Source organism: Paraburkholderia fungorum, assembly GCF_046027605.1.
Classification (GTDB): Bacteria; Pseudomonadota; Gammaproteobacteria; order Burkholderiales; family Burkholderiaceae; genus Paraburkholderia; species Paraburkholderia fungorum_F.
In genome coordinates this window covers 154,640-173,854 of sequence record NZ_JAQQEF010000014.1, presented here as the reverse complement: position 1 = coordinate 173,854, position 19,215 = coordinate 154,640, and the positions used below count along the sequence as shown (strand labels likewise).

General features: G+C 63.3%; 12 protein-coding genes. 4 read left to right on the top strand and 8 right to left on the bottom strand.

Annotation, left to right across the window (positions count from 1 at the left end; genetic code table 11):
• Positions 1-109 precede the first annotated feature (109 nt).
• The 6 genes from glgX to PQR53_RS23180 all read right to left on the bottom strand — a co-directional run bounded on the left by glgX (position 110) and on the right by PQR53_RS23180 (position 13,171).
• Positions 110-2,329: a glycogen debranching protein GlgX gene (glgX, locus tag PQR53_RS23205; RefSeq protein WP_408458937.1), complete on the bottom strand. Its 2,220-nt coding sequence runs from the start codon at positions 2,327-2,329 to the stop codon at positions 110-112.
• A gap of 98 nt (positions 2,330-2,427) precedes the next feature.
• Entirely contained in the window at positions 2,428-4,638 is a 2,211-nt protein-coding gene (glgB, locus tag PQR53_RS23200; protein ID WP_408458934.1) for a 1,4-alpha-glucan branching protein GlgB, read from the bottom strand.
• Positions 4,631-8,095: a maltose alpha-D-glucosyltransferase gene (treS, locus tag PQR53_RS23195; protein ID WP_408458931.1), complete on the bottom strand. Its 3,465-nt coding sequence runs from the start codon at positions 8,093-8,095 to the stop codon at positions 4,631-4,633. The genes glgB and treS overlap by 8 nt, the downstream gene beginning before the upstream one ends.
• Positions 8,092-11,532 (bottom strand): maltotransferase domain-containing protein, encoded by a 3,441-nt coding sequence (locus tag PQR53_RS23190; RefSeq protein ID WP_408458928.1) that lies wholly within the window; start codon positions 11,530-11,532, stop codon positions 8,092-8,094. Before PQR53_RS23190 ends, treS begins: the two co-directional genes overlap by 4 nt.
• 405 nt (positions 11,533-11,937) lie before the next feature.
• On the bottom strand, positions 11,938-12,600 hold the full coding sequence (locus PQR53_RS23185; RefSeq protein ID WP_408458925.1) for a DUF1345 domain-containing protein: 663 nt from the start codon (positions 12,598-12,600) through the stop codon (positions 11,938-11,940).
• A gap of 418 nt (positions 12,601-13,018) precedes the next feature.
• A complete protein-coding gene (locus PQR53_RS23180) occupies positions 13,019-13,171 on the bottom strand; it encodes a hypothetical protein (RefSeq protein WP_408459056.1) in 153 nt (50 codons plus the stop codon).
• On the opposite strand from PQR53_RS23180, the gene PQR53_RS23175 reads away from it, so the two are divergent.
• The 4 genes from PQR53_RS23175 (at position 13,102) to PQR53_RS23160 (ending at position 17,783) form a co-directional block, all read left to right on the top strand.
• Complete coding sequence (locus tag PQR53_RS23175; protein WP_408459054.1) at positions 13,102-13,704, top strand: sugar dehydrogenase complex small subunit; 603 nt, start codon at positions 13,102-13,104, stop codon at positions 13,702-13,704. The genes PQR53_RS23180 and PQR53_RS23175 overlap by 70 nt on opposite strands.
• A 122-nt stretch (positions 13,705-13,826) precedes the next feature.
• Complete coding sequence (locus PQR53_RS23170) at positions 13,827-15,428, top strand: GMC family oxidoreductase (RefSeq protein ID WP_408458923.1); 1,602 nt, start codon at positions 13,827-13,829, stop codon at positions 15,426-15,428.
• Between the two features lie 20 nt (positions 15,429-15,448).
• The gene (locus PQR53_RS23165) at positions 15,449-16,897 is read left to right on the top strand and encodes a c-type cytochrome (protein WP_408458920.1); all 1,449 of its coding nucleotides are present in this window, start codon (positions 15,449-15,451) and stop codon (positions 16,895-16,897) included.
• Between the two features lie 148 nt (positions 16,898-17,045).
• Positions 17,046-17,783, top strand: coding sequence for a metallophosphoesterase (locus PQR53_RS23160; RefSeq protein ID WP_408458917.1), 738 nt, complete (start codon positions 17,046-17,048; stop codon positions 17,781-17,783).
• A gap of 194 nt (positions 17,784-17,977) precedes the next feature.
• Here the strand turns inward: PQR53_RS23160 and PQR53_RS23155 are convergent, their stop codons facing one another.
• Both PQR53_RS23155 and PQR53_RS23150 read right to left on the bottom strand, forming a co-directional pair.
• A complete protein-coding gene (locus PQR53_RS23155) occupies positions 17,978-18,679 on the bottom strand; it encodes an RES family NAD+ phosphorylase (protein ID WP_408458914.1) in 702 nt (233 codons plus the stop codon).
• Positions 18,676-19,113: an MbcA/ParS/Xre antitoxin family protein gene (locus PQR53_RS23150; RefSeq protein ID WP_179739403.1), complete on the bottom strand. Its 438-nt coding sequence runs from the start codon at positions 19,111-19,113 to the stop codon at positions 18,676-18,678. The genes PQR53_RS23155 and PQR53_RS23150 overlap by 4 nt, the downstream gene beginning before the upstream one ends.
• Positions 19,114-19,215 lie beyond the last annotated feature (102 nt).

Below are 19,215 nucleotides of genomic sequence, written 5' to 3'. Positions count from 1 at the left end.
TCGGTTTTGCTTCGCGCCCCGTCTCACGTGTCGTTCGCCTTTGAGAGGCCCGACGCGTCATGACGCAGCTGCCTTACCCTGCTGTACGTGCCGTGCTTTCATGCGCAGCCTACGTGGTCGGCGACGGGTCGCGGCTCGGCGGATGCGCACCCGGATCGGGCGGCAGGGCGGTCAACAGCCGCGGCCCATGCTGCACACCGGCTTTCCAGCCCGCCTGCCAGTCCGCTTCGCCGACGGGTTGCGCCGCCAGCATCACAAGGCTATGCGCGGCCACTTCCACCTCTGCCACCGCCAACCGGTGCGGCGCGCTTTCCGGCTCGGCAGTATCTAGCAGCACATGCCATTCCAGGTGCGGTGCGGGTGGCGTAAAACGCAGCGTTTCTTCCGCTGCGTTGAGCATCATCAACAATACTTCTGTTTCGCCATTCAAGCCTGGACCGGCGCGCCGCAGCGTAAACGCGCGGCCTTCGGGGTCCTGCCAGGCTTCGATGGTGAGCGGATCGCCGTGCGTATCGAACCAGCCGACATCGAACAGGCCCGGCAACACTTCGCGGTCGCCAAACAGAAAGCGCGTTTCGCGCAGCAGCGGATGCTGTTTGCGCAGCGCGATCACCCGCGCGACGAACGCGGTCATCTGGCGCCCATCGGGCGACTCCGCGCGCTCCCAGTCGAGCCATGATAGTTCGTTATCCTGGCAATATGCGTTGTTGTTGCCGTTTTGCGTGCGCAGTGATTCGTCGCCTGCCAGCACCATGGGCGTGCCGAGCGCCATCAGCAGCGTGGCGATCAGCGAACGGGCCACGCGTTTGCGGGTTTCGTCGATGACGGCGTCGTCGCTCAGACCTTCCACGCCCCAATTGCGGCTGCAATTTTCATTGTGGCCGTCGTTGTTGTCTTCGCGATTCGCTTCGTTGTGCTTGTGCTCGTACGCGGTGACATCGGCGAGCGTAAAGCCGTCATGCGACGTGACAAAGTTGACCGATGCCCACGGTTTCCTGAAACGCCGGTTGAACAGATCGGCCGAGCCAGTTAGACGCGCGGCGAGATCGGGACGCAGGCCCGCGTCACCGCGCCAGAAACGGCGTACGGTGTCGCGAAAGCGATCGTTCCATTCGCCGAAGCCCGGTGGATGATTGCCGAGTTGATACCCGCCGGGGCCAATGTCCCATGGTTCGGAAATCAGCTTGCGTTGCGACAGGATCGGGTCCTGGCGCAAGGCGTCGAAGAAACCGGAGCCGGGGTCGAAACCATGGTGCTCGCGGCCGAGCGTCACGCCGAGATCGAAACGGAAGCCGTCGATATTGAACTTGGTCGACCAGTAACGCAGCGAATCCATCACCATCTGCAGCACGCGCGGATGCGGCAGGTTCACGGTATTGCCGCAGCCGGTGTCGTTGATATGGTGGCGTTCGTCGCCGGGAATCAGGCGGTAATAGCTGGCATTGTCGAGGCCGCGCCACGAGACGGTCGGTCCCATCTCATTGCCTTCGCAGGTGTGGTTGTAGACCACGTCGAGAATTACTTCGATGCCGGCCGCGTGCAACTGGCGCACGGCAATGCGCATTTCATCGAGCCGGTGCGTGCTCAGATACGACGGCTCCGGTGCAAAAAATGCCGCGGTGTTGTAACCCCAGTAGTTGCGCAGGCCGCGCTCCACCAGAAAGCGGTCGTTCAGAAACGCGTGCACGGGCAGCAATTCGACGGCGGTCACGCCGAGCTTCAGCAAATGCTCGATGAATTCCGGCGATGACAGCGCGGCGAACGTGCCGCGTTCGTGCTGCCGCAAATCGGGGCGCAACATCGACACGCCGCGCACATGCGCCTCATAGACGATGGTTTCGCCCCACGGTACATTCGGGCGCTTGTCGTGCGACCAGTCGAAAGCTTCGTCGATTACGACACACTTCGGCATGGCCGGCGCCGAGTCGCGCCGGTCGATGGAAAGGTCGGCACGATTCGAATGCACGCGATACCCAAACAGCGCGTCGGACCAGCGAAACTGCCCGACCAGTTTGCGCGCATACGGATCGAGCAGCAGCTTGTGCGGATTGAAGCGGTGCCCATGCTGCGGCTGATACGGGCCATGTGCGCGAAACCCGTAAGCCGTGCCGGGGTGCGCGTTGGGCAGGTAGCCGTGCCAGACTTCATCGGTGCATTCGGGCAGCGTGTAGCGCCTGATTTCCTTGCGACCGGTGGGATCGAACAGGCAAAGCTCGATTTTCTGCGCATTCGCCGAGAACACCGCAAAGTTGACGCCGAGGCCATCCCAACTGGCGCCAAGCGGATAGGGCGAGCCGGGCAGAAGCCGGTCGGGCATTGCATGCGACATGATTCCCCTTCCTTGTTCTGTTTTATCAACGCTATCGTGGGTCTTCATGCAACGGGCGCGCGGCCGCGAGGCTGCGCGCCCGTCTTACATCACCTTCGTTAATCCGCGCGCAGGACGATCGTTGCCAACGGCGGCAACGTCAGCGCGGCGGAATGCGGCCTGCCGTGGCTCGAGATTTCCTCGGTGTGAATCAAGCCGCCGTTGCCCATGTTCGAGCCGCCGTACACGCCGGCATCCGTATTCAGCACTTCGACCCAGCGGCCGCCGCGCGGCATGCCGATCCGGTAGCCGACGCGCGGCACTGGCGTCATATTGCACACGACCATGACTTCGCTGCCCTCGCCGTCGGTGCGGCGGTAGGCGTACACGCTGTTGCCGCTGTCGTCGCCGACCAGCCATTCGAAGCCGCCCGGCTCGCTGTCGAGCCGGTGCAGCGCAGGTTCCGCGCTGTACAGATGGTTCAGGTCGCGCACGAGCTTTTGCACGCCGTGATGGTTGGGATCGTCGAGCAGATGCCAGTGCGGTGACGTGTCGTGATTGAATTCCGCCAACTGACCGAATTCACCGCCCATGAACAGCAGCTTCTTGCCCGGATGCGTCCACATGAAACCGAAGTACGCGCGCAGGTTGGCGAACTTCTGCCATCTGTCGCCGGGCATCTTGCCGAGCAGCGAGCCTTTGCCATGCACGACCTCGTCGTGAGAGAGCGGCAGCACGAAGCGCTCGGAATACGCATACACCATCCCGAACGTCATCATGTGATGATGGTATTGGCGATAAACCGGATATTCTTCCATGTAGTGCAGCGTGTCGTGCATCCAGCCCATGTTCCACTTGAACTGGAAGCCGAGGCCGCCGTCTTCGACGCGCGCCGTCACGCCCGGCCACGCGGTCGACTCCTCGGCGATCGTGATCGCGCCAGGCACCCCCGGCACATAGCCGACTTCGTGATTCAACCGCTTCAGAAACGCGATCGACTCGAGATTTTCGCGGCCGCCGTAGATGTTCGGCACCCACTCGTCGGCGGCGCGCGAATAGTCGCGATACAGCATCGATGCCACGGCATCCACGCGCAGGGCGTCGACGTGATAGCGCTTCAACCACGCAAGGCCCGACGCCACCAGGAACGCACTCACCTCGTTGCGTCCGAGGTTGTAGATCATCGTGTTCCAGTCCTGGTGATAGCCTTCGCGCGGATCGGCGTGCTCGTAGAGCGGTGTGCCGTCGAAGTCGATCAGACCGTGCGCGTCGTTTGGAAAGTGCGCTGGCACCCAGTCGAGAATCACGCCGATACCGGCCTCGTGCGCCTTGTCGACGAACGTGGCGAACTGCTCTGGCTTGCCGAAGCGTGCCGACGGCGCGAATTGACCTAATGGCTGATATCCCCACGAGCCGCCGAACGGGTGCTCGGCAATCGGCATGAACTCCACGTGCGTGAAGCCCATGCTTTTGACGTAAGGAATCAAACGCTCGGCGAGTTCTTCCCACGTGAGGCCGCGCTGACCTTCTTCGGCGACGCGCAGCCACGATTCGGCGTGCACTTCATAGATCGAGATCGGCGCGCGCGGCGTTTGCCGGGCGCCGCGCGCTTGAATCCATTCGTGATCGGTCCATTGAAACTGTTCGATCTCGTCGACATGCGCGACCACCGACGCGGTGCCCGGCGGTTTTTCCGTTTGCATGGCGCAGGGATCGGCCTTGAGCGGCAACGGATGACCATCACGGGCGAGCAATTCGTATTTGTAGCGCGTGCCGGGCCCCACGCGCGGCACGAACAACTCCCACACACCGGCCTGATGACGCAAGCGCATCGGATGGCGGCGGCCATCCCACGCGTTGAAGTCGCCGACCACTGAAACGCGCCGCGCATTCGGCGCCCATACGGCGAAGCGCACGCCGGGCACACCGTCCACTTCCATGGGACGCGAGCCGAGGCATTCGAGTACCGCGTACGGGTCGCCGCCGGCGAGACGGCCGAGCGGTTCGTCGCCGAGCACGGCGCCGAACGAATACGTGTCCTCGATTTCCTGCACGGTGCCGTGCCAGTCGATCCGCAAGCGGTACGGCGCCGCCGACGTGATGCGGCCGGCAAACAGCCCCGGCCTGAGTTGTTCGAGCTCGCCGAGCGTCGCACCGTCGGCACGCGAAATGACGGTGACGTGCGAAGCGTTCGGCAACAGCGCGCGCACTACCGGACCGGCGTCCGTCTGATGCATGCCCAGCTGCGAGAAAGGATCGGGGTGGCGCGCTTCGACGAGCGCGTCGATATCGAGCGGTTGGAGGCCTGCGGCCGGATCATGCTCACTCATAGTCGCCCTCGGCCGGATTAGGCGGTGTGGCGGCGCCTGGCGCCTGGGTTGATGGATCGTGCTGCGGGCGGCCAGTGTCGCCGAGTAGCCGGCTGGTGAGCGCGGCGAGGCCGCGTACCGGCAAACTGAGCCACGTCGGACGGTTGGCCGCTTCGTAACGGATTTCGTACGCGGCTTTCTCGATCAGGAAGAGATCGAGCAAGGCCTGTTCCGCCTCGGGCGCCACCAGTTGCGTCGGCGAGTCAGCAATCGCGGTGCGGTATTCGTTCAGGAATGTCTCGGTGGCATGCGCGCGGAAACGGTCGAACAGCGCGCGCTTGCGATCGGCGGTTTGCTGCGGCGCGCTTTCGGTGGTGGACTGTGCCGCCGCGCTTGCATACGACAGCGAGCGCATCAAGCCGGCCACATCGCGTAACGGACTCGACTTCTGACGACGCTCTTCGAGCGTGCGTGCGGGCTCGCCTTCGAAGTCGATCAGGTACGCATCGCCCTGCGCGACCAGCACCTGACCCAGATGGAAGTCGCCGTGAATGCGCGTACGCAATGCGCCCGCATCGCTCGACACCAGCTTGCCGACCACCTCGACGAGTGCCGCGCGACGGTCGATCAGGCTTTGCGCCAGCGCTTTGGTGTCCGGATCGCTCATCTGCTCGATGCGCGGTGCGAGCAGATCGAGCGCGCTAGCCAGCATGGACTGCGTGCCGTCGACCCACGCCTTCACCTGTTCGGCGTTGGCGGGTTCCGGCGCGAACGCCGGGTCGTCCGTCGGCGAGGCCAGCGCGACATGCAGTTCGCCGAGCCGCCGGCCGATGATGCCGGCCAACGCGCTGTAGCCTTCCACCAGAATCGCTTCGTTGTCACGATCCGGCGCGGATTGCGCTTCCGTATCGACAGCGATCGCAAGTTCGTCCACCGAGCGGCGCAGATAGTCGAGCGACCAGTTCCAGGCGTCGCCCTGATTGTCGATAAAGCCTTGCAAGATACAGAGTGTGTGCGGCACACCTTCGGGATCGACGCGTACTACCTCACCATACAACGGCGCGGTGTTCGCGTAGCCGAGCTGGGTCAAATAGCGGCTGATTTCTGCTTCCGGATGGATGCCGCTTACCAGACGGCGCACCAGCTTCAGTACGGCGGCGTCGGCAATGATCAGCGAGCTGTTGCTTTGCTCGGCCGCCAGCCAGCGAATCTCAGGCCGCTCACCGAGGTCCTTGAGTTCGTCGAACCGTTCGGTCGGGATGAACTTGATCTCGCTCTTCTGCACGGTCGGCACCACGGCGCGTTCGCGCAGCTTGCGCAGCACGCCATGGGCGAAGATCGGCAGCGCGAACGCGTCCGTCAGATGACCCACGTTGCGGCCGCGGCGCACGCGCGCCAGCGCCAATTGCATGAACAGCGGGAAAGTGGTTTCGCCGCCCCACGTGATCGCGATCGGCACCACGTAGCGTTCGGTGTGATCGCCCACGTCTGCTTCGATTTCAGTGAAGGCGAAGCCGCCGTTCGGAATCGTGGTGAGCGCGGCGAGACGCACCGCATGCATCTTCTGATCCTTCGAGGCAAACCAGCGGCGCCGGCTCAGCCACGACGGCAGCACTTCGGATTCGAGCAGGCGTACGTTCTCCGGCGTCGGGCCGACCTGGCCCTCGCGAATCACGATGGTGACGAATTCCGGCAGCGGTTCCGAATGCGCCTGCGCCCACGTGGGACGCTGGCCGCCCGGGCACAGCATGAACCAGAGGAAGCCGTACGGCGGGAAGGTCAGCAGATACGTGAGCTGGCCGATGGCCGGAAACACCGAATCGGCGGTCATTTCGATCGGTACCGAGCCGTTGAATTCGGACAGATCGAGTTCGACCGCTTGCGGCGCGCGCGACAGATTCGCCACGCACAGGATCGGCGGCTCGCCCGGCATCTCGCGCAGATACGCGAGAATCTTGCGGTTTTCCGGCTTCAGGAAACGGATCGTGCCGCGCCCGAAGGTTTGCTTCGCGCGGCGGGTGGCGAGCATGCGCCGGGTCCAGTTCAGCAGCGAATGCGGGTCGCGGCTTTGCGCTTCGACGTTGACCGCGTCGAAGCCGTACAACGCGCCCATCACCGGTGGCAGTACCAATTGCTCAGGATCGGCGCGCGAGAAGCCGCCGTTGCGGTCCGACGACCATTGCATCGGCGTACGCACACCGTCGCGATCGCCCAGGTGGATATTGTCACCCATGCCGAGTTCGTCGCCGTAATAGATCACGGGCGTGCCGGGCATCGACAGCAGCAACGAATTGATCAACTCGATGCGGCGGCGGTCGCGTTCCATCAGCGGCGCGAGGCGGCGCCGAATGCCAAGATTCAGGCGCGCGCGGCGATCGCTCGCGTACGTGTTCCACAGGTAATCGCGCTCGGAATCCGTGACCATTTCGAGCGTCAGTTCATCGTGATTGCGCAGGAAAATCGCCCACTGGTTGGTTTCCGCGAGGTCCGGCGTCTGACGCATGATGTCCGTGATCGGAAAGCGATCCTCGCTCGCGATCGACATGTAGATGCGCGGCATCAGCGGAAAGTGGAACGCCATGTGGCATTCGTCCTCGTCGCCGAAATATTCCTTCACGTCTTCCGGCCACTGGTTCGCTTCGGCAAGCAGCATCCGGTTCGGATACTCGGCGTCGATGGTCGCGCGGATCTTCTTCAGTACCGCGTGCGTTTCCGGCAGGTTCTCGTTGTTGGTGCCTTCGCGTTCGACCAGATACGGCACCGCGTCGAGCCGCAGCCCGTCGATCCCCATGTCGAGCCAGAAGCGCATCACCTGCAGCACCTCCCTCAGCACGGCCGGATTGTCGAAGTTCAAATCGGGCTGGTGCGAGTAGAAGCGGTGCCAGTAGTACGCGCCCGCCATCGGATCATGCGTCCAGTTCGACGGCTCCGAATCGATAAAGATGATCCGCGTTTCCGTGTACTTCTGATCCGTATCCGACCACACGTAGTAGTTGCGATGGTTCGACCCTGGCTTGGCGCGCCGGGCGCGCTGAAACCACGGGTGCTGATCCGACGTGTGGTTGATGACCAGTTCGGTAATCACGCGAATGCCGCGGGCATGTGCTTCCTGAATGAAGCGCCTCACATCGGACAACTGCCCGTAGTCCGGATGCACGTTGCGGTAATCGGCGATGTCATAGCCGTCGTCGCGACGCGGCGACGGATAGAACGGCAGCAGCCAGATCGCATTCACACCGAGTTCGGCAATGTAGTCGAGCTTGGCGATCAGGCCGGGAAAATCGCCCACACCGTCGTTGTTCGCGTCGAAAAACGACTTGATGTGCACCTGATAAATGATCGCGTCTTTGTACCAGAGCGGATCGTCGCTCAAGGCCGCGGGCCTGCCTCGCCGATGCGAACGCGCCTTGGCGGCGCTGCCGGTGACTGCGCTCGTATGAGCCTGCGACGTGGTTTGGGCTGGATCGTCACGCTTCATGTCGCACCTTCCGTAGGGGTTGGGTTGCCAGCGTCTGCGTGATAGTCGCTGTCGGCGTCATCCGGACGTTCGGCGGGCAGGCCGCCGAGCGGCGCGATGCGCCAGATCGAAAACGGTTGGCCCGAACCGAGCCGGATATGCTGCCAGCGGCCGTGCCATTCGAAACGCGCGCCGGTCATCTGATCGGTCACTTCCAGCGCGCCATGGTCGTGCAGATTCCAGTTCTGGAAAGTGTCCCACGACAATTCGATGTCCGCGCCCTGTTCGTTGAACGGGTCGAGATTGATGGCCACCAGGATGACGTTGTCGCGTGCTTCGGTCGCTTTTTCGAAGAACAGAATGTTGTCGTTGTGCGCGGGCAGGAACGTGAGGCCGAGATGCGTTTGCAGCGCCGGGTTCGCGCGGCGAATCCGGTTCAACGCAGTAATCTCGCCGACGATGTTGCCGGGCCGGTTCCAGTCCCACGCGCGCAGCTGATACTTTTCGGAGTCGAGATATTCCTCGCTGTTCGGCAGCGCGGCGGCCTCGCACAATTCGAAACCGCTATACACGCCCCACAAGCCGGCGAGCGTGGCAGCGAGGGCAGCCCGAATCAGAAATCCCGAACGCCCGGACGACTGCAAATGCCGCGGGTTGATGTCCGGCGTATTGACGAAGAAGTTCGGCCGGTAGAAATCGCGCTCACTGGTTTGCGTGAGCTCGGTCATGTACTCGATGAAGTCGCGCTTCGACTCGCGCCACGTGAAATACGTGTACGACTGCGAGAAGCCAATCTTGCCGAGCCGGTTCATCATGCGCGGCCGGGTGAAGGCTTCGGCGAGGAAGATCGTGTCGGGATAGCGCGACCGCACGTCGCCAATCACCCATTCCCAGAACGGCAGCGGCTTGGTGTGCGGATTGTCGACGCGGAAAATATGCACGCCCGCTTCGATCCAGAACAGGAATACGTCACGCAAGGCGAGCCACAAATCGGGTTTGGCATCGTGCGCATAGAAGTCGGGATTGACGATGTCCTGGTACTTTTTCGGCGGATTCTCCGCGTAACGCAGCGTGCCGTCGGGGCGCCACGCGAACCAAGTGGGATGCGCCTTGAGCCACGGGTGATCGGGCGAGCATTGGATCGCGAAGTCGAGCGCGATTTCGAGGCCGTGCGCGTGCGCGGCGGCAAGCATCTGCTTGAAGTCGTCGAGCGTGCCCAGTTCGGGATGCACGGCGGTGTGACCGCCTTCGGTTGCGCCGATCGCGTACGGGCTGCCTACATCGCCTGGTTGTGCGTTCAGCGTGTTATTGCGGCCCTTACGGTTCGCCAGACCGATCGGGTGGATCGGCGGGAAATACAGCACGTCGAATCCCATGTCGCGAATGCGCGGCAGCTTCTTGATGACATCAGCGAACGTGCCGTGGCGCGCTTCGTCGTCGCTCATCGAACGCGGGAAGATCTCGTACCAGCTTGCGAAACCCGCGGCGGTCCGATCGGCGTCGATCTTGTAGATGATCGGATCGCGGCTCAGGAACGGGCGGTGGCGCGCGGCGATCATCGCCTTCGCCGTGGTCGGCGCAAGGATCAACGCGAGCTTCGTTTCGGCGTCGGCCTTGGTGAACACCTTGACGATGTGTTCGAGCGGTTCGGTCACCGCGCCTTCCGCCGTTTCCACTTCGGCGAGCACGAGGGCGAACAGATGCGCGGCTTCGTCGAGTTCGAGTTCGACGGTTTGGCCCGCCTTCAGCTTCTTCTGGATATGCTCGACCAGCGACGCAAAGTCGTCCCGCCATGCAATCACCGTGAATTCGTGACGGCCGAGGCGCTCCAGCGGAATGCGCGCCTTCCAGATGTCGAGGCCCGCTGGTTGTGCGGCGCTCATCGGGACTTCGTGCCAGGCGGTTTCGTCGGCGGCGCGCCAGACCACCGCGGCGGCGATCTTGTCGTGACCTTCGGCAAAGATCGCGGCGGTGATTTCAGCACGCTCGCCCACCGTGCGCTTGGCCGGGAAGCGTCCGTGATCGACCGAGGGTGTCACGCTCTCGATCGCCACGCGCGGCGCGTTGATCGCTTCAAGCACGGTCTTGCGGCCGCTGCGTTTGCTGTTCGCTTTGTCGATTGGCGGGGCGAGACGGATCGGCTTGTCGGCGGCGGCGCGGAACAGGCGCACGGCGCCAGGCGCGAGCGTGAACGGCGTCAAGGTGGCCGGCGTGACATGCCCGGGCGAGCCGAGCGGGACGAAACGCGTGAAATTTCCCGGCACGCCCGCGAGAAAGCGCGCCGGATCGACGCGCACAGGCGCGCCGAGGTCGGGATTGATGGCGATCAGGACAGCTTCATCGGCGTTGCGGAGGTCGGGTGTATCGGCGCGCAGCAAAACGGCGGCAGGCGCGCCGGGGCCGCTTAGCGGGCGCAATTCGCCATTGGCGTGCAGCGTCTTTGAATTGCGCAGCACCTCGTTGACATGGCCGATCCGCTCCGAGAGGTCGAATTGCTTCGACTGGCAGGCGCGAGCGAACTGCGCAGCATCGCCGCGTGTCTGCCACATCGGCTCGGTGATGCCGTATTCGAAGCCCATCGGCATCATCCAGCCGGTGCCGGTCGAGGCCGATGCGAACAGCGCGCGCCGGTAGGCACGCTCGACGATGGCGGCGTCGTGCGCATCGCTGAGATCGGCGGCGAGGCGCGTGCCGTAAGGCGCTTCGGGAAAGGCGATCGGGGCGGCGATGCGGGCGAGGGCGGCATGCTCCTCCACCATCCAGCTGGCGCGGAAGTCCCACCAGCGTACCGACGAGAACACGCTGTCGAAGCGCGCGCCCTGGAGGCTGAGCAGATCGCCACGGGCGAGACCGGGCGTCGCGGCGAGGAAACGCACCTCGGGATGTGTTGCGCGAACCGCGTCGCCGAGCTTCCCCCAAACGGCGGCCGGCACGCGATGCGGTGAATCGAAGCGAAAGCCGCTTACACCGGCGTCGGCCAGTGCCAGCAGTTGCTGCGTCCACCAGTCGACTAGCGCGGCGCTGCTGCCGGCCTCGTTGAAGTTGGCGTACGCGACGTTATCCTCGCGATGCACATGGCGCGGATCGAGCCGCGCCTCTTCAGACTCGAATGGGTGGAACCAGCCGGCATGTTCGGCGTACAGCGCGCCATCGGCGGCCATCCGGTCGATCACCAGATCGACCAGCAAACTCAGACCGTGCTGGCGGGCGGCTTGCGCGAGCGTGCGGATCGCCTCGGTGGCCGGTTGCTGAGTCTCGAACACCGGGTGCAGCCGGCCGTGGTTGCCGACCACCTGCCCGTGACCCGCCTGGCCCGGCTCGAAGACGCCGCCAATCAGCGCGTGATCGAAGCCCAGTCCGGCTGCGTGAGCGAACTGCGCAGGCCATGCATCGAGCGGCCCAACGAGAAGTGAATGAAAAAAGTAGATCCGCGGCGCATACCCGTTTGGGGATTCCATCGGTCGTTTCCAGATTCGTCCTGCTGCGGTGTGGATGCAAGTGACATGCGATCACAGCGCTCATTGGGCTTCCAGAGCCGGATACCGCGCGATGCGTGAAGCGAGGGCGCGTACTGGTCAATGTAGTGCAAAGATCGTCACGCCGCTGGCCAGTAGCAGGTGCTTTGACGCCAGGCGTCGACGGCACGGGGCCGGCCAGAACTATTGGCAAGACGCAGCAAACGCTGTGCCAGTGCGTTTGGGGACGAAGGGAAGGGGGCGGCGAGCGCCCCCGGCAGATGACAGGAGAAGGGGCGGCAAGCGCCCCCGGCAGGATGAGAGGAAGGCGGCCCTGAGGCCGGCTCACGCGGTTGCCGCGGACGGCTCGCGTGTAAAACGGGCGGCTGTCGTCCGGGTTTTACACGGCTAGGAGCCGAGCAAGCCCGCCGCGATATTCACGCACAGGCCGAGCACGGCGACGTTGAAGTAGAACGAGAGGATCGACTGCGCGAGTGCACCCCGGCGAATCGTGCGGGAACGCAGCACCACGTCCGACGTTTGCGAGGCCACCGCGATGGTGAAGGAAAAGTACAGGAAGTCCCAGTAATTCGGCTCGAGCTGGTCGTCGGGAAACAGCAGCGCCGTCTCCGGTGCAGTGGGGTCGTAGTAGAGCCGCGCGTAATGCATGGTGAAAATGGTCGGGATCAGGAACCACGCGCCGATCATCGTGAAGCCGGTCAACAGGGAGTGCCACACCGTCGCGGCGCCGGCCGTCCCCTTCGCCGAGGCCAGTTCGAGCACGATCGCGGCAATGCTGGCGACCGTCGCGACGCAGATCACGGCCAGCACCACACCCGCGTTTTCATCGTCGCGCCGGGCGAATTCGCGGACCCCGCGTTCGTCGGCCAGTGCCATGTGCACCCAGATCAGCACGAGATAGCTCCATACCGCGGCGTCCCAACCGACCAGAACGCGCACCATGGAACGTGTGTGCTCAGGCACGACCAGCGCAGCCACGACGCCGACGGCAAGGCCGACCAGCATGCGCGGCCGATTGCGAAGCACCTGCGGATAATATTTTGTGAACATGAAATCCAGTGTGGAGGGGCGTCTGTGTCGCGGATTCTACTCGCGCTTCAGGCACCATTTGTCGAATCGGCGAGTCACAGGCTATAGTCTTTCGCAACGGCCTTGCGCGCCGCTTTCAGTTGAAAGGCGATTGGCAGGCGGCAGGTTTTTCGCCGTGCGCATTGCGTGGAGGAGCTCGCAGTGGGGCTCGCCGTGGAGCTATTTCACACGGCTGTCATCAGCACAACGTAATGCGGCGGAACGTAACGCTGCACAACGTACTGCGGTTCGCACCGGCATCACGCAGTCACACAAGACCGCTTAAGCGGCGCTAGACCAGGTTTGGGGTAGAGAAATCGACGCAACGCGCGAGCGGCATCACGCCATGGCCGCGTTGCCCGTTGAGCATGACTCACGATCCACTCACCATCTGGAGCCCCTATGACAGATGTCCCTGAGAATAAAGATGCGCACCACGAAGTGACGCATTCGTCCAGGTTTTCGTCATCAGCTTCGTCTTCGCTGCCTTCTTCGCCAGGTTCTTCATCGAGCGCTTCTCAGCGGTCTTCGCAATCGCCTTCGCTTCAGGCATCGCGTTCGTTTTCGTTTTCGGCCTCACGCAGGGCATGGGTGCTGGGCGCATGCGCCGCTGCCGCCGCGCTCGCGTTTGCCGGGGCGGGCCGCTCGCTCTCATGGATCGCCCCTGCCTTCGCCGATGCGCCCGCCGGCGGTGGGCTCGATGCCTTCCTTGTGCTCTCGCAGCGTCTCACCGGCCGCACCGGCTTCGACGCCGTGCTCGGCAAACGTGTCTACGACGCCCTTGCCAAATCCGACAGCCAGTTCCCGCAAAACATCGCCGCGCTCAATACGTGGCTGCAAGGCCACGGCGGCGTACCGTCCGATACCGTCACGCAGGCATTGCAGGTCGATCAGCCGGCACTCGCGAAATCCGTGAGCGCGATCATGCGTGCGTGGTATCTCGGTCTCGTGGGCGACATGCCGCATGTGGACGTGGTCGCTTATGAAAAAGCACTGATGTTCGAGCCGGTCAAGGACGTGCTGACCATTCCATCCTATTGCCGCGACGTGCCGTTCTACTGGACACGCAAGCCGATGAGCGCCTGAACGACGTTCCTCTCGCGCGTGCCGTATCGCTGATTGAGATCGATCAGGATGAATTGACGGCATGTGAAACCAGCAAGCAACGATAAGTCGGCACAACCATCGAGCCGACACAGAGGGCAACAATGGCAAATTCAAACTCCGCCGACATCGTCGTGGTCGGCTCGGGCGTGGCAGGTGGCCTGGTCGCGCATCAGATGGCGCTGGCCGGCGCATCGGTGATTCTGCTCGAAGCGGGACCGCGCATTCCGCGCCGGCAGATCGTCGAGAATTTCCGCAACTCACCGGCCAAGTCCGACTTTGCAACGCCCTATCCGTCCACACCGTACGCGCCGCATCCCGAGTACGCGCCGGCCAACAATTATCTGATCCAGAAAGGCGACTATCCGTACAACTCACAATACGTGCGGCTGGTCGGCGGCACGACGTGGCACTGGGCGGCCGCTGCATGGCGGCTGTTGCCGTCGGACTTCCAGTTGCACAAGCTGTATGGCGTGGGACTTGACTGGCCTTATCCGTATGAAACGCTGGAGCCTTGGTATTCGGCGGCTGAAATGCAACTCGGCGTGTCGGGCCCGGATAATTCGGTCGATCTCGGTTCGCCGCGCTCGAAGCCTTATCCGATGGGCCAGCTTCCGCTCTCGTATATGGATCAGCGTTTTAGCGACGTGCTCAACGCACAGGGTTTCAAGGTGGTGCCCGAGCCGGTCGCGCGTAACAGCCGGCCGTACGATGCGCGGCCTACCTGCTGCGGCAATAACAACTGTATGCCGATCTGCCCGATCGCCGCGATGTACAACGGCGTGGTGCATGCAGAGAAGGCCGAACAGGCCGGCGCGAAGCTGATTGCCGAAGCCGTGGTCTACCGCGTCGAAGCGGATAACAAAGGGCTCATCACGGCCGTCCACTACAAGGACGCGAACGGCAACAGCACACGCGTGACCGGCAAACTGTTCGTGCTCGCGGCGAACGGCATCGAAACGCCGAAGCTGATGCTGATGTCGACCACCGACAAATTCCCGCACGGCATCGGCAACAGTTCCGACCAGGTGGGCCGCAACCTGATGGACCATCCCGGCACGGGCGTGACCTTCCTCGCCAACGAACCGTTGTGGCCCGGACGTGGGCCGATGGAGATGACCTCGATCGTCAACTTCCGCGACGGCGCATTCCGCTCCGATTACGCGGCGAAAAAGCTGCATCTGTCGAACGGCGTGCCGACCATGAGCGTGACTGCCGATCTGCTGAAAAAAGGTCTCACCGGCGCCGAGCTCGACCGCCAGATCCGCGACCGCGCGTCCCGCACGTTGAACATCAACAGCTTTCACGAGCATCTCGCGGAGCCGCAAAACCGCGTGGTGCCCTCGGCGGATCACAAGGACGCGCTCGGCATTCCTCAGCCCGAGATCTACTACTCGATCAACGACTACGTGAAGAAGAGCGCGGCGAACACGCATGAACTGTATGCGCAGATCGCGACGCTGTTCGGCGGCGCCGAGGTCTCGTTCGACGATACGTTCGCGCCGAACAACCACATCATGGGTACCACCATCATGGGCAGCGATCCCGGGGATTCGGTCGTCGACGCTGACTGCCGCACGCACGATCATTCGAATCTGTTCATTGCCAGCAGCGGGGTGATGCCGACCGCGGCGTCGGTGAATTGCACGCTGACGATCGCGGCTTTGTCGCTAAAACTGGCCGACAAGCTCAAGCGTGAAATCTGAGCCCTGAACGGAGAGCCACAATGACGAAGAACATCTCTCGCGTGCAGCCGGCCGATGCGCTTGTTCACCGCACGCGGCGTCGCCTGTTCCGGATGGCGACACTGGCGGCGGTCTTTTCGCTGTTTGCGCTGTATGTCGCCTGGCACGAAGCGCATGGGCCTGGCGCGCGACGTAACGATGAGCTGGCGATCACGCAGGCCCATGCGGACGACGCCTCGCAACCGGCCGATGCGATGGCCACCCCCACGGCCACCCCCACGGCCACACCGACGGCCGCCAGCGGCGATCTCGTGAAACGCGGTGAATATCTCTCCCGCGCCGGCGATTGTGCCGCCTGCCACACGGCTGACAAAGCGCGTCCGTTCGCGGGGGGCCTGCCGATCAACACGCCGTTCGGCACGATCGTGACGCCGAACATCACGCCCGACCCGGAAACCGGCATCGGCCAATGGAGCGACGCCGATTTTCTGCGCGCGATGCATGAAGGCGTCGGCAAGAGCGGCGAACGGCTTTATCCGGCCTTCCCGTATGCGGAGTACACCAAGGTCACCGACCAGGACGTGCTGGCGATTCGCGCGTATCTGAACACGCTCGCGCCGATCCACTATGCACCGCCGAGCAATAGCCTGAAATTTCCGTTCAACCAGCGCTGGCTGATGGCGTTCTGGAACCTGTTCAATTTCGACGAAGGCCGCTTCGTTCCCGATCCGAAACAAAGTGCCGTGTGGAATCGCGGCGCGTACCTGGTTCAAGGTCTCGCGCATTGCGAGGAGTGCCATACGCCGCGCAATTTCACGCAGGGTTTGAAAACGAGCTCGCGTTTTTCCGGAGCGGTACAGGCCGGCTGGCATGCGTACAACATCACGTCGGACAAGAACAGTGGCGTGGGTAACTGGAGCGACGATGAACTGGTGGCGTATCTGTCGACCGGTTCGGCGCCGGGCCGCGCCAATGCGGCGGGTCCTATGGCTGAGGTGGTCAACGACAGCACGCAGTATCTGACGCGCGAGGACCTCGGCGCGATCGTCACGTATCTGCGCGCGGTGCCGCCGATCAGCGGTGGCGAGTCGCGTCCGCGCGACCAGTGGGGCAATCCCGCCGTCGACGACGTCACCGCGCTGCGCGGCACCAAGGTCAACGCGGTGAACGGCGCGCAACTGTTCATCGCCAATTGCGCGACGTGCCATAACTGGACCGGGGAGGGCGTGGGCGCGAGCGCGCCGGGTGCGTATCCGTCGCTGATTCACAACTCGGCGGTCGGCGCGAGCGACGCCAATAATCTGGCGATGGTGATCCTGCGCGGCGTCAGTCGTACGACGAAACAGGCTGACGTGCTGATGCCCGCGTTCGGTAGCCAGCTCACCGACGACCAGGTGGCCGCTATCACCAACTATGTGACCAGACAGTTCGGCAATCCGCAATCCACCGTGACAGGGGATCAGGTCGCTCAACTGCGCACGCAGCAATAATGACTCTGCTAATGGCGCGTTTTCCGGTAAGTCCTGCCGGAGACGTGCCGTTTTAGCGTCGTTTCTACGTAATTGCAGCACGGCGGGCGACCAGGAAAAGATAGGCAGCGCGCATACGCAATGACGGATGCCGCACTATCATGAGCGAATGGCTTCCGTACTCATCCACCCCGTCCAGCATCATCCGGCCAATCGGAGCGGCCGCGACTTTGTCGTCGGCGATTTGCATGGCTGTGTCGATGCATTGCGCTATCTGCTGCGCGATATCGCGTTCGATCCGGCGCGCGACCGGCTCTTTTCGGTCGGCGATCTGGTGGACCGCGGCGAACAGTCGGAGCAGGCTTTGGCCCTGCTCGACAAGCCGTGGTTTCACGCCGTGCTCGGCAATCACGAAGACACCTTATGCGCCGTCGCCGACGGACGCTTGCGGCGTCAGTGGTGGTATGGCATCGGCGGAATATGGGCGGCGAATTTGTCCGACGAACGTTTGCAACACTACGCCGAACAGCTGCGGACGTTGCCGCTCGTGCGTGTGGTCGGGAGCGGCAAGGAACGCTTCAATGTTCTGCATGCCGAATTTTTTGGCACTGATGCTGAGCTCGACGCCGGCAATTTCTCCACTGAAACGCGCCAGCAGTTGTTATGGGGCCGTGATCTGGCCTTGGGCAATGGTGACCCGGTGCGTCAGCATGGCCTGTCGCTGACCTACTGCGGCCATACGCCGATGCGCGACATCCAGCAGTTCGGTTCCCAGGTTTTTATCGACACGGGCGCATTTGGCACTGGCGGCAGGCTGACGATCGTCGAGCCGCAGGCGTTGCGGCGTTGGTCGATCTCGGTCGAGGCGGCGCGGGAAGCCGGAGCGGCAGCGATGGCGCTGCCTTGATGGTTTCGGCTGCCGCGGTCGGTTGTGATTGCGAGCGGTTGTTCACAACTGCCCGCAGTTGCTTTGTGGCCGCCCGCTCTGCGTCGCTTCCGTGTCGATCTCGGGGCGCACCTGATTGAGTTCGAACGCCCTATCCCGTGCTGTTTCCTGGCGGCACACCTGTTTGAACTCGAAGCCCCATCCCCACCGGTCTCTCAGCCCACCTGATTGAGTTCGAACACCATATCGATGCTCGTGCCATTCCAGTTGTATTCCAGATACGCCGCGTGATGGCAGTCGCGCAGCAGCGTGGTTCTGAACGCGGCGAGGCACTCGCCTTCGACATCCCGCACCGACGGATACACGATGCCCGGCGCACCGCCCTCGCGCACGGTACGGCCGAGCGCCTGGCCGGCGACGTAGTCGTCCGGCGACAGCACCGCGAGATCGAGCGATACGTCGCCGCGAATATCGACCACGTTGCCTTGCGCTACGACGGTATAGAGCCGCATTTGCTGCCGCATGGGCGGCTCGGCGGTCGCTTCGAGAAATTTACCCGTGTGATAGCGCGTCTCGGCGATCGCCGTGGCACGCGAGCGGGCGCAATAGAACACGCCATAGGTGCCGTCCGAGAAGCGGCTGCCGAGCGGATTCAGATGGGTCAACGCGGCCATGATCGGTCCGTATCCCGGGCCGAAACGACGCTCTTCGCGGGGCACCAGATCGAGTTCACCGACTTCGGTGCGCAAGCGGTCGTTGGTCATGGCTTCGAGCGCGTAGAGGGCGTCGAAATCTTCCGGCGAGGCGACCCGGTCGAACAGATTGACGGCCGGAAAGCGCGTCGGAATCACGCGATACGCGGGCGACCAGTCGAGCGGCGTGCTGCGCCAGCGGTGCTGCCAATGCGGTTCTGTCACGCCCAGCCGCCTCGCATCGCGTCGAGATACTGGCGCACGGCCACGAGATCGCTGATGTTGCCGGCCAGCATGCGGTCCAGCGCGCGGCGGCCGCCGAATGGCGGCGCGCTGTTGGGGCGCTTGATCCAGGTGTCGGCGGCGCTGGGCTGCGGCAGCAGGATTTGCAGCGCCTTATAGATGCCGAGCAGCAGCGACAGACGTTCCAGCGTGTCGCGCCCAAGGCGGGCTGTCTCCGGCGCCTGCTTCCATTTGAAGTAAGTGGAGCGGCCCGGCGAGCCGAGCAACACGATCTGCTCCTCGGCGCTCAAGTCCCAGTCTCGTGCGATGTTGAAGAACGCACGCAGGCCTGCCGCCGACATTTCGGTCAGTGTGGGTTCCGAAACCGGCCGGCGAATGGGTGGTTCGGGCTGGGTTAGACGGGCTGCGTGAGCCATGAGTGGGTGAGTCCTTATCTGTACTTTAGCTTGATATTAGTCTAAAAATGGATTTTTGCAAGGGAATATAATCCGGGCTCGTTATGAAGTCGAAGATCAGGA